This window comes from Novosphingobium sp. AAP93 (assembly GCF_001296055.1).
Lineage (GTDB): Bacteria > Pseudomonadota > Alphaproteobacteria > Sphingomonadales > Sphingomonadaceae > Novosphingobium.
Map to the genome: position 1 here is coordinate 25,831 of NZ_LJHZ01000065.1, position 13,049 is coordinate 38,879.

Annotated in this window: 14 protein-coding genes; 6 read left to right on the forward strand and 8 right to left on the reverse strand. The window is 64.5% G+C overall.

Going from position 1 to position 13,049, the window contains the following annotated elements:
• Positions 1 to 28 precede the first annotated feature (28 nt).
• From IP83_RS10815 to IP83_RS10830, 4 genes are read left to right on the forward strand one after another with little or no spacing between them, the layout of a single operon-like run.
• Positions 29 to 1,090: an A/G-specific adenine glycosylase gene (locus IP83_RS10815; protein WP_054122230.1), complete on the forward strand. Its 1,062-nt coding sequence runs from the start codon at positions 29 to 31 to the stop codon at positions 1,088 to 1,090.
• Between the two features lie 3 nt (positions 1,091 to 1,093).
• Positions 1,094 to 2,404 carry a serine hydrolase gene (locus tag IP83_RS10820; protein ID WP_054122231.1) on the forward strand — a complete coding sequence of 437 codons (1,311 nt, stop codon included), beginning with the start codon at positions 1,094 to 1,096 and terminating at the stop codon, positions 2,402 to 2,404.
• Between the two features lie 5 nt (positions 2,405 to 2,409).
• Positions 2,410 to 3,315: an NAD(+) diphosphatase gene (gene nudC, locus IP83_RS10825; protein WP_054122232.1), complete on the forward strand. Its 906-nt coding sequence runs from the start codon at positions 2,410 to 2,412 to the stop codon at positions 3,313 to 3,315.
• The gene (locus IP83_RS10830) at positions 3,312 to 4,007 is read left to right on the forward strand and encodes a DsbA family oxidoreductase (protein ID WP_054122233.1); all 696 of its coding nucleotides are present in this window, start codon (positions 3,312 to 3,314) and stop codon (positions 4,005 to 4,007) included. Before nudC ends, IP83_RS10830 begins: the two co-directional genes overlap by 4 nt.
• Here IP83_RS10830 and IP83_RS20200 read toward each other — a convergent pair.
• From IP83_RS20200 to mgtE, 6 genes are all read right to left on the reverse strand, one after another.
• Positions 3,991 to 4,407, reverse strand: a complete 417-nt coding sequence (locus tag IP83_RS20200) for a hypothetical protein (RefSeq protein WP_156309673.1) — start codon at positions 4,405 to 4,407, stop codon at positions 3,991 to 3,993. The two genes, IP83_RS10830 and IP83_RS20200, sit on opposite strands and share 17 nt — an antisense overlap.
• Positions 4,408 to 4,668: 261 nt before the next feature.
• Positions 4,669 to 4,989: a hypothetical protein gene (locus IP83_RS20205; protein ID WP_156309674.1), complete on the reverse strand. Its 321-nt coding sequence runs from the start codon at positions 4,987 to 4,989 to the stop codon at positions 4,669 to 4,671.
• 462 nt (positions 4,990 to 5,451) lie between these two features.
• Entirely contained in the window at positions 5,452 to 5,742 is a 291-nt protein-coding gene (locus IP83_RS10835) for a DNA-binding transcriptional regulator (RefSeq protein ID WP_054122234.1), read from the reverse strand.
• 188 nt (positions 5,743 to 5,930) lie between these two features.
• A complete protein-coding gene (locus IP83_RS10840; RefSeq protein ID WP_054122235.1) occupies positions 5,931 to 7,778 on the reverse strand; it encodes a beta-galactosidase family protein in 1,848 nt (615 codons plus the stop codon).
• Between the two features lie 414 nt (positions 7,779 to 8,192).
• The gene (locus IP83_RS10845; RefSeq protein WP_054122236.1) at positions 8,193 to 8,585 is read right to left on the reverse strand and encodes a DUF1489 family protein; all 393 of its coding nucleotides are present in this window, start codon (positions 8,583 to 8,585) and stop codon (positions 8,193 to 8,195) included.
• 168 nt (positions 8,586 to 8,753) lie between these two features.
• Positions 8,754 to 10,199, reverse strand: coding sequence for a magnesium transporter (mgtE, locus tag IP83_RS10850; protein ID WP_082364643.1), 1,446 nt, complete (start codon positions 10,197 to 10,199; stop codon positions 8,754 to 8,756).
• Between the two features lie 105 nt (positions 10,200 to 10,304).
• Here mgtE and IP83_RS10855 point away from each other — a divergent pair, with 105 nt between their 5' ends.
• The gene (locus tag IP83_RS10855; protein ID WP_054122237.1) at positions 10,305 to 10,760 is read left to right on the forward strand and encodes a peptidylprolyl isomerase; all 456 of its coding nucleotides are present in this window, start codon (positions 10,305 to 10,307) and stop codon (positions 10,758 to 10,760) included.
• Positions 10,761 to 10,764: 4 nt separating this feature from the next.
• The gene (locus tag IP83_RS10860; RefSeq protein ID WP_054122238.1) at positions 10,765 to 11,208 is read left to right on the forward strand and encodes an N-acetyltransferase; all 444 of its coding nucleotides are present in this window, start codon (positions 10,765 to 10,767) and stop codon (positions 11,206 to 11,208) included.
• 7 nt (positions 11,209 to 11,215) lie between these two features.
• Here IP83_RS10860 and IP83_RS10865 read toward each other — a convergent pair whose 3' ends face one another.
• Positions 11,216 to 12,097, reverse strand: coding sequence for a LysR substrate-binding domain-containing protein (locus tag IP83_RS10865; protein ID WP_054122239.1), 882 nt, complete (start codon positions 12,095 to 12,097; stop codon positions 11,216 to 11,218).
• A 6-nt stretch (positions 12,098 to 12,103) separates the two neighbouring features.
• Positions 12,104 to 13,042 carry a hemolysin family protein gene (locus tag IP83_RS10870; protein ID WP_054122240.1) on the reverse strand — a complete coding sequence of 313 codons (939 nt, stop codon included), beginning with the start codon at positions 13,040 to 13,042 and terminating at the stop codon, positions 12,104 to 12,106.
• Positions 13,043 to 13,049 lie beyond the last annotated feature (7 nt).

Sequence of the window (13,049 nt, forward strand, 5' to 3'; positions counted from 1 at the left end):
GTCCGCGCCGCCATGCCATAGCCGCGCCATGCAGGCCAGTGGCGAGACGGTTCGGATCGGGGATGAGAGCGACGTGGCGGCGGCGCTGCTCGCTTGGTACGACCTCAATGCAAGGCGCCTGCCATGGCGCGCCTTGCCCGGCGAACCCGCGCCCGATCCCTACCGCGTCTGGCTCTCCGAAGTCATGCTTCAGCAGACCACCGTCGCGGCGGTGCGCGCCTACTACGCCAGGTTCCTCGATCTCTGGCCCACGGTGGAGGCGCTCGCCGCCGCCGAGGACGCCGATGTCATGGCCGCATGGGCCGGGCTTGGCTATTACGCCCGCGCCCGCAATCTGCTCGCCTGCGCCCGTGAAGTGGCCCGGCGAGGCGGTTTCCCGCGCACCGAAGCAGGCCTGCGGGAGCTTCCCGGCCTTGGCGCCTACACTGCCGCCGCCGTCGCCGCGATTGCCTTCGGAGAGCGCGCCGTCGTCGTCGACGCCAATGTCGAGCGCGTCGTCTCGCGGCTCTTCGCGATTCCCGAACCGCTCCCCGGCGGGCGCACCGCGATCCGCGCAGCGACGGACCCGATCACGCCCGATGCCCGCTCCGGCGATTTCGCGCAGGCGATGATGGACCTCGGCTCCTCGATCTGCACGGTGAAATCCCCGCGCTGCCTGCTCTGTCCGCTGTCACAGCACTGCGCCGCTCGCGCCGCCGGCACGGCGGAGGCCTATCCGGTCAAGGCCGCCAAGAAGGCCAAGCCCACCCGTACCGGCACCGCCTTCTGGATCGAGCGCGAGGGCGCGGTGCTCCTTGTCCAGCGCGAAGGCAAGGGCATGCTCGGCGGGATGCGCGCGCTGCCCGATGATGGCTGGTCCGCCCGCGCGGATGGGCATGGCAACCCGCCCATACCCGGCAATTGGCGCCCGGCAGGCGTGGTCCGCCATGGTTTCACGCATTTCGATCTCGAACTGCAAATGATGCTTTGCGCAGGCGCCGATTGCGCTACTCTGCCGCCGGGAGAGTTCTGGCCGGTCGAGGGGATCGAGGCCGCGGGGCTGCCCACCGTATTTGCCAAGGCCGCGCGCCTGGCGCTTGCTCACAGGTAGATCATGCCAGATCAGACGCTTCTGCTTTCCCGGCGTTCCCTGCTGCGGTCTGCGGGCTGGCTCGGTGCGGGCCTCGCCGGATCGTCGCTCCTGCCGGGGCGGCTCATGGCCCAGCCCGCCGTCGAGCAGATCTACCCCACCGTGACCAACCTCGTGTACGAATACGTCGCCTCGGGCAAACTGGCAGGCGCCGTCGCCGCGATCGGCTTTGGGAGCGAGGCACCCGCCCTGATCGCACGCGGCACTCTCGCGTTCGATTCCGACGTTCCGGTCGATCTCGACAGCCTCTACCGCATCTATTCGATGACCAAGCCGATCACCGGCATGGCCGCGATGATCCTGGTGGACGAGGGCAAGATCGGGCTCGACCAGCCGATCAGCGATTTCCTCCCCAAGTTCGCGCAGATGCAGGTGCAGGTCACGCCGGACGGCTCGATCACCGACCTCAAGCCCGCCCAGACCGCGATCACCCTGCGCCACCTCCTCACCCACACCGCGGGCCTCGGCTACACGATCATCCAGAAGGGCCCGATCAAGGAGGCCTACGAAACCGCGGGCCTCGTCCCCGCGCGCGTCAGCCGCTCGGCCATCCCGGTGCTCGGCACGGTCAAGACCGTCCCCACTCTCACCGAATTCGCCGACAAGCTCGCCGAAATGCCGCTCGTCTACGAACCCGGCACGAAGTTCAGCTATTCGGTCAGCCTCGATCTCCTCGGCCGCCTGATCGAAGTCGTCTCGGGCAAGAGCTTCGATGTGTTCCTCGCCGAGCGCCTGTTCGGCCCCTGCGGCATGGCGAGCACCGGCTGGCAAGTCAGCCCGGCGCAAGTCTCGCGCCTCACCACCAACTACTACCTCCACGATGGCAAGGCCGATCCGCTCGATCCCGCCGCCACCTCGGCCTATCTCGATCCGCCGGCCTTCGCGTTCGGCGGCGCCGGCCTCGTCAGTTCCCCGCGTGATTACGACCGCTTCCTGATGATGCTGGCGGGCGGCGGCATGATCGGCACCGCCCGCGTGATGAGCGAAGCCGCCATCCGCCTCGGCACCAGCAATTTGCTCCCCGCCGCCGTGCCCACTGCCGGCACCTGGATCGAAGGCGCCGGCTTCGGCGCTGGCGGCCGCGTCGGCCTCGGCGCCGATGCGGGCACCTATGGCTGGTCGGGCGCCGCGGGCACCGTCGGCTTCGTCAACACGCGGATCGGCCTGCGCGCGGGCCTCTTCGTGCAGTACATGCCCTCCTCGGGCCTGCCCATAAACGAGGAATTCCCCAAGTCGGTGCTCACCGATATCTCGGCCATGAAGAAGGCGGCCTGAACCCCATGCTCTATCGTCCCGATCCCCCGATTTCCTTCACCGGCGCCGTGCTCGACCGCGCCGATCACATCCGCGCCGATGCCGACAAGCTCGCCGAACTGATGAACTGGCGCGCCCGCCTCCTCCGGCTCGATGGCCTCGATCCCGTCATCGGCGATGATGGCACGCTCGTCTGGGGCACCCTCGCCGATGCGGGCGAGCACGACGAACTGGTCTTCCTCGGCCTCGACGAGAGTGGCCGCGCCTGCTTCGCTCCCGTCTCCCCTGCCAACAAGGGCAACCCCGGCCCCGCCAACCCCCGCCTCTGGGGCGCCATGGCCTCGCTCCCCACAGGCGATCTGGCGACTTACGGAGGCGCCCGCGCGCTCGTCGATTGGCACGCCCGCCACCGCTTCTGCGCGCGCTGCGGCTATGCCACCAAGCTCGGCAAGGGCGGCTGGCAGCGCAAGTGCGTCAACATGGATTGCAAGGCCGAACACTTCCCCCGCGTCGATCCCGTCACCATCATGTCGGTCGAATGGCAGGGCCAGCTCCTCCTCGGCCGCCAGCCGCGCTTCCCGCCCCGGCGCTATTCGGCGCTCGCGGGCTTCGTCGAACCCGGCGAGTCCATCGAGGAAGCCGTCGCCCGCGAAGTCTTCGAGGAAGCCGGCGTGCGCGTGCGCGATGTGCAGTATGTCGCCTGCCAGCCCTGGCCGTTCCCCTCCTCGCTGATGATCGGCTGCCACGCCCACGCCGATGATCCCGCGATCACCATCGACAAGACCGAACTCGACGACGCCCGCTGGTTCACGCGCGACGAAGTGGTCTACGCGATGGAAGCCCTGAAAACCGGCGCCGAGGACGGCGCCTTCATCGCCCCGCCGCCTTTCGCGGTGGCCCATCACCTCCTGAAATGGTGGATCGAGCAATGAGCGCACCCGTACCTGTCACCGTCGATATCTGGTCCGATGTCATGTGCCCGTGGTGCGTGATCGGCCACAACCAGTTGGAGAAGGCGCTGGAGGGCATGGCAGGCGAAGTCACCGCCACCATCCGCTTCCACCCCTTCGAACTCAATCCTGACATGCCCGAACAGGGCGAGGAAAGCGCCGCGCACATCCAGCGCAAGTACGGCCGCACGCCTGACCAGGCCGCCGAAGCCCGCGGCCGCATGTCACAGGCCGCCGAAGCCGCCGGCTATTCCTTCCAGTACACCGGAGAAGGCGATCCGCCCCCCGCGATGATGTGGAACACCCGCCTCGCCCACCGCCTCCTCGTCCACACCCTGCGCGAACACGGCGCCGAACTGCAGGTCAAACTCAAGCGCGCCCTGTTCGACGCCCACTTCCAGCAGCGCCGCCGCATGAACGACCCCGCCGTCCTCACCGACATCGCCGCCTCCGTCGGCCTCAGCCGCACCGAAGCCGCCGCCGCGCTCACCGATCCCGAAATCGACGCCGTGGTCGAAGCCGGCGAACAACAAGCCTGGGACTGGAACATCAGCGGCGTCCCCGCGATGATCATCAACGGCAAATACATGATCCCCGGCGCACAGGACCCGGCGACCTATGCCAACATGCTGCGGCGTGTGGTGGCGAAGGAAGCTGTCAGTTCCGCATCTTGAATGTCGCGGGAAAGCGCTTTCGCAGCCAGATCAGCCGTTTGGCATATTCGGCGAGATAACAGTCAACCAACTCCAGTCCTGGTTCGGAATCGGACCGAAAGAGACCCAGCCCATCGTGCAACTGACAGTAGTTGAAAAGGCCATTCTCCCATAGCTGCTCGGCTGCCAAGAATTGTCGGCGTGGGGTTGGGCTTAGATTGAGAGCAATACGCTTTTGATATGCTTTCAAACTGTCGGAAAGAAAGTCGGCTTCACGATCCGCGCATGAGCGCAATGCCTCATGGATTCCATTTGCGCGCTTCACACAGGCATTGAAATTGCGCGAAAATTCACCCGCAGGGTGCGCTGACCTAACCGAACCCTGCGCCGCTGCTTCGCCGACAGAAATTAAGATGGCCAAAAATCCAATTGAATGACAAACGATTCGGCAGAAAAATGTGGAGGTCGAAGATATCATTGCCCTGCCAAAATAGGATTACGGTGACACTTTACTGAATTTCCAAATTTCCCTCTCGTCGGCCCGTGCTTGACACGGGCCTTGGCTTTACTTGGCGGGCAAAAGCCCAGCCCCGTGTCAAGCACGGGGCGACGAAGGGATTTTCTGTGCCCAGAATGTATGCCGTGAGGGGCGTATTCAAGCGTCGCGGTGCCACCGCGCAGATCAAAAATCGGGTGACATATCACCATTCAGCAGCTTCCTCTGATCCTTTGCAACCTTTTTAGCCAAATCGAGCGTTTCTTGCAATTTATCACGGAGTTGCTCATCCTTCTTTTCTTGTAAGCACTGACGCAAATTTCCATCAAGCATTGAACCTTCAGAGCTAAATGCAGGTGACCCTTGATTATAAACTGTGTAGGTGAAATTTTTTTCAGTAAAATTCCCAGAAGCGCTTGATAGAAGTCCTTTATAATTTTTCATTAATTTTCTTATTGGGTCTCCATCGTAATTTACAGATCTACAGTCCTGCTCAATATCAATCACCCCGTTATCAGACGAGTTCTTATTTATCTTGCATCTTATATCCAGCGGGTAGCCATAGAATCTCTTGCTTTTTTATGAATTTATCTCAGATGCGGAAAGGCAAACTGTATTCGTAACTATGTTATTTTCGTCGTATTTCTGGGTTATTAGCCACTTTCCTTCAGATATACTCTGTGGTCCACCACAGGATCATAGAACCAAACTGATGGACGCCAGGGCTGCAGCTTTAATTTGACCAGTGATCATTGCTGGAAATTCCTCACACTCTTGTAGGTGATCGATGAGTTAATAGCGCTTTCAATCTCGATAATAGCACAATTGTCGTACTTACCCACCCTGTCTGGACAGCACTCTGCGATCAAGGGTGAATTTGGTGTGAAGTAACGGTATCCGGGACGGAGTTCCGGTGGAGTTCCGGTGGTGGAGTTCCGGTGACACGTGCAACTCCCCCAAATCCCCCGCTCACCGCAACAACTCCCGCACCAGCGAGGGCCTCCGCGCAATCATCGCCAGCAGCACTTGCGCCGGGCCAGTAGGCCGGCGGCGGCCCTGTTCCCAGTTCAGCAGCGTCCCCTTGGCCACGCCGATGCTGCGCGCGAAGGCGCTTTGCGAAAGGCCGGTGCTGGCGCGGATCGCCGCGACATCCAGTTCGGGAACCGCGACATGGTGGACCACGGCCACTGTCTTCTCGCCACGCGCGAAGGCCAGCGCCTCGTTCAGCCCTTTCATCAGGCTCTCGTAAGCTTCGCTCATGATTGGCTTCCATAATTCGGGAGAAGCAGTTGGCCGAGGGCGATTACTTCCGACAGCCCGGTTCAATACATACACTACCATCGTCGGCCCGTGCTTGACACGGGCCTTGGCTTTTCTTGGCGGCAGAAGCCTAGCCCCGTGTCAAGCACGGGGCGACGGAGAGGGTGGTTGTAGGCAGGCGCGACCAATCATCCCCCCGCCCGATCCCAGATCATTTCCCCCCGCCCCGAAAGCACCGTCTCGGTCGGCCCGAACAGGTCCAGCACCACCACTTCGTTCGCGCCCACCTTCAGCCACGGCGCGGGGACGAACACGCCCCGTTGCGGCCCGGCGGACCAGTACCGCCCCAGATTGCGCCCGTTCACCCAGACGTAGCCCTTGCCCCAGCCGCGCAGGTCGAGGAAGGTGAAGCCCGCCTCGCTCGCGGTGAACGAACCGCGATAGAACGCAGGCCCCGTCTCCCCGCCGCGCCGCGTGGTGAAGGTCAGCTTGGCCACATCCTCCAGCAGCACCGGGCGGTGTTCCCAGCCCTTCAGGGCTGCGCCGTCCACGGTAACCGGGCCGATCAGCCCCTTCTGGTCCTTGCCGAGCCCCATGCCGTAGTTGGCATGGCCCATCGCATCGACCAGCACTTCGATCACCGCCCCCGCCGGTGCGTCGATGGCAAAGCCCTTGTCCCCCCGGCGGCGGTCGAGCGTTGCGGCGGGCTTGCCGTCCACGCTGACCAGCGCCAGATCGCGCACTTCGGTCAGGCTCAGTTGACCCTTCGCGGCCTGCGCCAGCCGGTGCCGATAGAGCAGCATCCCCGCCGCCCGGCCGCAGCCTTCCAGCGTCTGCGGATCATGCGCCACCTGTGCCGGGCCCAGCAATTGCGGCAGCGGTGCCACTTCGCCCAGCGCGAAGGGCGCGACGGTCAGCGCCTTCTCCGGCGCGGGCAGCTCGCGGAAACTGTCTGCGGGCAAGTAGTCCGCCAGCAGCTTACGAACTGCCGCATACTTCGCCGTCGGCCGCCCCGCCTCATCCAGCAGCGCGTCGTAGTCGTAGCTCGAGATATCGGGCTCGTAGACATTCTTCTCCACATCGAGATTGGCGCCCGCCCAGGTCCCGAACGAAGTGCCGCCGTGGAACATGTAGAAGCTCACCGACATCTTGCGGTCCAGCATCCATTTGAGGTTGGCGATCACGTTCTCGGTGGTCGTCGTCGCCTGCGTCTCGTGCCAGTGATTGAACCAGCCCGCCCAGAACTCCGAGCAGAACGCCGGACCGCCAAAGCCCTTGTCCGCACGCTCCTTGAACGCCTTCTCGGCCTCTCCGGGCGTGAACGTGCCGAAATTGATGCCCGAAGGAATGCCGGGGATCGAACCCTTCTCCATCACCGAAGCGCCGTCCACGGTATAGAGCTGGCCCGTGAACCCGGCGGCGCGCGTCGCGTCCACCAGCGCGCCGAGATAGCGCTGGTCGCTGCCGAACGCGCCGTATTCGTTCTCGATCTGCGTCATGATGATCGGCCCGCCGCGGTCGATCTGGAGCGGCGCCAGCTCCTCGCCCAGCCGCTTCAGCCAGCGCGCGGTGGGCTTCATGAAGCGCGGATCGGCGGACCGCACCGGCGCGGCGGCATCGGGCAGCAGCCACGCCGGCAGCCCGCCGCCATCCCACTCCGCGCAGACATAGGGGCCGGGCCGCAGCAGCACATGCAGCCCTTCCTCCTGCGCCATCCGGACCCACGCCGCGACATCGAGATTGTCCGTGAAATCGAACGTGCCCGGCACCTGTTCGTGGATGTTCCAGAACATGTAGGCGCTCAGCGTATTGAGCCCCAGCGCGCGCATCTTGCGCAGCCGGTCCCGCCACAGCGCGCGGGGGATGCGCGGATAGTGCATCTCGCCCGCAAGGATTTGCAGCGGCTTGCCGTCCAGCAGGAAGTCGTTGCCCTTGACCTGAAAGCGCGAGCCTGCGGGCGCAGCGAAAGCGGGCAGGGCGAACGAGGCGAGCCCGGCGGCTCCGATCCCCATGGCAGTGCGGCGGTCGAAGGTCATCCGGCAGGTCCTCTCCAAGCGATGTTGTCGAAGGCTGATTTATCAGACTTATTGTTCATCGCAAAACTGGGCGGCCCAGCTTTCCATTCCTCTAGACGTTCGCCCCATTCGTCCACGCCTTCGTCCCATCCTCCATACCTTCGTCATCCCCGCGAAGGCGGGGATCCAGAGCGGCCACAACGCCACGCTCGCCAACCGATAAATAACAGACGCGTCTGTTATTTATTATCCGCTGTCCTACAGCGTCCGACCTGCGCTATGTTCACTAAATGTTCGCCTCGACCCACGCAAATCTGCCACTTCTGATCCTGCTGCAGGTCGCGTGGCGGGGGCTGACAGTTTTTGCTCTGGACTGTGTCAACCGTGTCAACCTTGCCCCGCATCCCCGGGATGCGAATCCGTCTTCAACCGGGTTCAGGCCAGCCCCAGCTTGGCCAGTTCCCCCGCCAGACTCGGCGGCAGCACTTCGGCGCTTTCGCCATCCGCAAGATCGGCGGGCGCTTCCGCTTCTTCCAGATAGCGCCAGCCCTGATGCGCGCGCTTGGGCTTGGGGTGGACGTCGATCAGTTTCGTGGAGATCACGATGTTGGTCCGTCCGCCTTCGGCTTCCTCGAAGCCGAGGATCTCGCTGCGCGCCACAAGCTGGTGCTTGAAGATCCAGTAGAGCGAGCCGCCGATCATCTCCTCGTGCCGCTTGGGCAGGTAACGCGTGGTCAGCCGCGCCTTGTCGCCGCGTGTCCGGAACCAGCCGTGGAGGTCTTCGAACGATGTCGCCCCATAGGCGACCTTGGTCATGTGGAGAGGCATTGGCGCTTTTCTGTTTCTACGCGGTTCAACATTCCACCGTTCGTCCCGAGCGAAGTCGAGGGACAAAGGCCGAGCGCAGTCGAGGCTTGCAGCATGCGGTTCCCGGCTTCGCTCGAACGGGCCCCTCGACTTCGCTCGGGGCGAACGGGACTGGGGGCATCGAACGCCTCAAGCAAGCCCGCTCAGCACGGCGAGGCCGAGGAAGGAGAAGAAGCCCATCACGTCGGTCGCCATCGTCACGAATACGGCGGAGGAGACGGCTGGATCGACTTTCAGCCGGTCCAGCGTGACGGGCACCATGATTCCGGCGAGGCCTGCGACAAGGTTGTTGATCACCATCGCCGAGCCGATCACCGCGCCCAGCAGCGGGTTCTGGAACAGCACCCAGGTGCCCGTCCCGATCAGCGCGCCGAGTGAAATGCCGTTGGCGAGCGCGATGCGCAATTCGCGCAGGATCATGCGGATGGTGTTGGAACTGGTCAGCTGGTTGGTCGCGATGGCGCGGACCACCACGGCCAGCGTCTGCGTCCCCGCATTGCCGCCCATGCCCGAGACGATCGGCATGAGCACCGCCAGCAGCGCCAGCTTGGCGATCGCGCCCTGGAACATGCCGACGACCGAGGAGGCGATGATCGCGGTGCCGAGGTTCACCACCAGCCACGAAAGCCGCGTGCGCACGGTGAGGTGGATCGGCTCGTTGATGTCGCCGTCGCCCGCACCGGACAGGCGCAGGATGTCCTCGCTCGCTTCTTCCTGGATGATGTGGACCACGTCGTCCACGGTGATCTGGCCGACCAGCCGTCCGCTTTCATCGACGACGGCGGCGGAAATCAGCGCGTATTTCTGGAAGCGCAGCGCGACTTCTTCCTGGTCCATCGCCACCGGGATCAAGGTCTGGTCGCGCTTCATCACGTCGGTCAGCGCGATAGAGCGCGGGGTGCGCAGGATCCACGAGAGCGCGCAGGTGCCGATTGGCCGGTGCTTGGGATCGACGATGAAGACTTCCCAGAACTCGGTCGCGAGGTCCTGCTCCTCGCGCATGTAGTCGATGAGATCGCCGACCGTCATGTGCTCGGGCACCGCGATCACGTCGCGGCTCATGATGCGGCCGGCGGAGTCCTCCGGATAGGCGAGCGCGCTTTCGATGGCGGCGCGGTCTTCCGGCTCCATCTCGGCGAGGACGGCCTGCTGGTCCTCCTCGTCGAGGTCCTGGATCAGCGCGACCGCGTCGTCCGTTTCCATGTCGCCCGCAAGTTCGGCGACTTCATCGGGATCGAGCTCCTCGACGAGATCGTCGCGGACGTAGTCGTTGAGCTCGGCGATGACCTCGGAGCCGAGCAGGTCGTTGATCGCGCGGGCGAGGGGGGCGCGGTAGTCGGGGCCGATCAGCTCGAACAGATCGGCGACGTCGGCGGGGTGGAGCGGTTCGACGAGGTTGTAGACGGTCTCCTGATCGTCTTCATCGAGCGCTTCGGTCACCCGGCGGATGAACGAGGGGCGCAGCGTGTTGTCCTCGTCGTCGAGGCTGTCGGCGTTGCGCGCGGGTTCCTGCTCCGTGATCACGGAGACGGCATCCGCCAGGGCGGAGTCGTGCAGGTCTTCATCGCGCGCCATGGCGTGAGGCGATACGCAAGGGGCGCGCAAAAGCAACCTCTAGAGGTATACATTAGCGGGCAAGAGCTTATATGCGGGGCCAATCAATCAGAGGATTTGCAGACGATGTCGGATGAAAAACTGGTTCTCACGCTCGATGGCGGCGATGTGGTGATCAAGCTGCGGCCCGATCTGGCGCCCGGCCATGTCGAGCGCATCAAGGAACTGGTCGGCGAAGGCTTCTACGACGGCGTGAAGTTCCACCGCGTGATCCCCGGCTTCATGGCGCAGGGTGGCTGCCCGCAGGGCACTGGCATGGGCGGCTCCTCGAAGCCCGACCTCAAGGCCGAGTTCAACGCTGAACCGCACGTGCGCGGCGTCTGCTCGATGGCCCGCACCAGCTATCCGCATTCCGCCAACAGCCAGTTCTTCATCTGCTTCGACGACGCGCGCTTCCTCGACAAGCAGTACACCGTGTGGGGCGTGGTCGAGAGCGGCATGGAACATGTCGACGCGCTGCCGAAGGGCGAGCCGCCGGCCAAGCCCGGCGTGATCCACAAGGCGGCGATTGTCGCGGCCTGACCGCATGGCGCTGGTGCTCAAGGCCCCCGGTGCGGCTGACCGCGCCGCGTGGGAACACCTCTGGCAAGGCTACCAGCGCTTCTACAACGTGGAGATCCCCGCCCGAGTGAGCGACCTCACCTGGGCGCGGTTGCATGATCCTGCCGAGCCGATGTGGGCTTGCCTCGCATGGCAGGGCGCGCGGGCGATCGGCATGGTCCACTGGATCTACCATCGCTCGACGTGGACCGACGGGCCCTACTGCTACCTGCAGGACCTCTATGTTGACGAGGACGTGCGCGGCACCGGCGCCGGCCGCGCCCTGATTGCGCATGTCCGTACCGAAGCCGAGGCCGCCCGTGCCTCACGGCTCTACTGGCTGACCCACGAAACCAACACCGACGCGATGCAGCTCTACGACAAGGTCGCGACGCGCTCCGGCTTCGTGCAGTACCGCGTGGTGCTGTAACGGGGGCCTAGAGCCCAGCCTTGATCATCCAGTCGTGGAACAGCCGCACCGGGCGCGATTGCAGCGCGCGGGGGCGGCAGACGAACCAGTAGGAATAGGGGCTGTCGACTTCGATGTCGTAGAGCCGGGCCACGCGCGGATCATGGCTGCGCTTGTAATGGTCGTCGTGCATGATCGCGATGCCGAGGCCCTGTGCGGCGGCCTCGAGGATCAGCTGGCCGGAATCGAAGTGGTCGATCGCGGCGGGCTGCAGCGCTTCAAGATGGAGCGTGCGCTTCCACGCCTCGAAGCTCATCGGCAGGTCGTTATGGACGAGGAAGGTCTGCTTGTTGAGCTTTGCGAGATCGGGCCGCGAGCCCAACTCGGCCACGATCTCGGGCGTCGCGATGGCATAGACGCGGTTGTGATCGAGCCGCACCGAATGGAGCGAGCCTTCCGGCCCCTCTGACAGGATGATCGCCGCGTCGATGGTGTCGCCCAGCTTGGTCTCCGCGGCGGCCGAGCTGTCGATATCGATATGCAGCTGCGGGTGCAGCTTGCGCAGCTCGCCGAGACGGGGGAACAGGCGCTGGCTGCCAAACAGCGGCAGCACGCCGAGGCGCAGGCGCAGGACCTGCCCGGTATCAATGAGGCGGTCGATGCGGTCGGCCATCTCGTCGATCAGCGGTGCAACCGCGTCGTAGAGCTGCTGACCTTCCTCGGTCAGCTTGAGGAGCTGATGCTTGCGCTCGAACACCGGCTTGCCGATGAATTCCTCCAGCGCGCCGAGCCGGCGAGACAGCGCCGACGGGCTGAGGGCCAATTCCGCCGCCGCCGTCTTGGCCGAACCAGCGCGCACGACGCGGATGAAGGCTTCCAGCGAGCGGAGCGGGGGCAAGCGGCGAATCATTGAAACTCAGTCTTCCTCGATACTCTCGGGCACGGGCGCGTGGAGCCTCAGCCGGGTGAGCCTGCGCTCGTCCCCCGCCGTCACCTCGATCCGCCACCCGCTGTCATGTTCCAGCACGCGGCCTACGGGCGGGACTTCTCCCGCCAGCACCACCGCGAGCCCGCCCAGAGTATCCACGTCCTCGTCTACCAGCGCAAGACGGGGATCGATCCGCTCGCCGACATCATCAAGCTCGGCGCGGGCATCCGCTTCCCAGGTCAGCTCGTCGATCTGGCGCATGAGCTCCTGCGGTGCGTCGTCGTGCTCGTCCTCGATCTCGCCGACGATTTCCTCGACGAGGTCCTCAATGGTGATGATCCCGTCGGTGCCCGAATACTCGTCGATCACGATCGCGAGGTGGGTGCGGCTGGAGCGCATGTCGGCCAGCACATCGAGCGCGCCGCGCGCCTGGGGAACGAACAGCGGCTGGCGCATCAGGCCGGTCCAGTCCTTGGGCGCGGGCTTGCCTGAGAGCGCCATGCCCGCGACGATCGGGAACAAGTCCTTCACGTGGAGCATGCCGACGACTTCATCGAGCGAGTCGCCATAGACCGGCAAGCGGCTGTGGCCATGCTCGGCGAAAGCATCGACGACTTCTTCGAAGGTGGCTGATGACGGAATGGCGATGATTTCGCCGCGCGGGATGGCGACGTCGTCCGCATCATTCTCGCTGAAATGGAGCAGGTTCTTGAGCATCTGGCGTTCGAGCGGCAGAAGATCGCCGTCCGCGCCATTGCTGCCGCCCGCATCGCATTCGTGCTCCTCGATCGCTTCCTCGATCTGCGCACGCAGCGACTGGTCGTGATCCGACCCCCGGAAGAACCCCTTGAGCGCGCGCCACAGCGCGCCGCTACTGTCCCCTTCGCCCGACCGGCTTTCGCCGCCGGACCCGTTGCCCTCAGGCACTGCCCAA

Excerpts from the sequence above, each read along its gene's own strand:
- mgtE (WP_082364643.1), bottom strand. The coding sequence starts at position 10,199 with ATGGCGCGCGATGAAGACCTGCACGACTCCGCCCTGGCGGATGCCGTC.
- IP83_RS10840 (WP_054122235.1), bottom strand. The coding sequence starts at position 7,778 with ATGACCTTCGACCGCCGCACTGCCATGGGGATCGGAGCCGCCGGGCTC.
- IP83_RS10835 (WP_054122234.1), bottom strand. The coding sequence starts at position 5,742 with ATGAGCGAAGCTTACGAGAGCCTGATGAAAGGGCTGAACGAGGCGCTG.
- IP83_RS10820 (WP_054122231.1), top strand. The coding sequence starts at position 1,094 with ATGCCAGATCAGACGCTTCTGCTTTCCCGGCGTTCCCTGCTGCGGTCT.
- IP83_RS10830 (WP_054122233.1), top strand. The coding sequence starts at position 3,312 with ATGAGCGCACCCGTACCTGTCACCGTCGATATCTGGTCCGATGTCATG.
- IP83_RS10865 (WP_054122239.1), bottom strand. The coding sequence starts at position 12,097 with ATGATTCGCCGCTTGCCCCCGCTCCGCTCGCTGGAAGCCTTCATCCGC.
- IP83_RS10815 (WP_054122230.1), top strand. The coding sequence starts at position 29 with ATGCAGGCCAGTGGCGAGACGGTTCGGATCGGGGATGAGAGCGACGTG.
- IP83_RS10845 (WP_054122236.1), bottom strand. The coding sequence starts at position 8,585 with ATGCCTCTCCACATGACCAAGGTCGCCTATGGGGCGACATCGTTCGAA.
- IP83_RS10855 (WP_054122237.1), top strand. The coding sequence starts at position 10,305 with ATGTCGGATGAAAAACTGGTTCTCACGCTCGATGGCGGCGATGTGGTG.
- IP83_RS10860 (WP_054122238.1), top strand. The coding sequence starts at position 10,765 with ATGGCGCTGGTGCTCAAGGCCCCCGGTGCGGCTGACCGCGCCGCGTGG.
- nudC (WP_054122232.1), top strand. The coding sequence starts at position 2,410 with ATGCTCTATCGTCCCGATCCCCCGATTTCCTTCACCGGCGCCGTGCTC.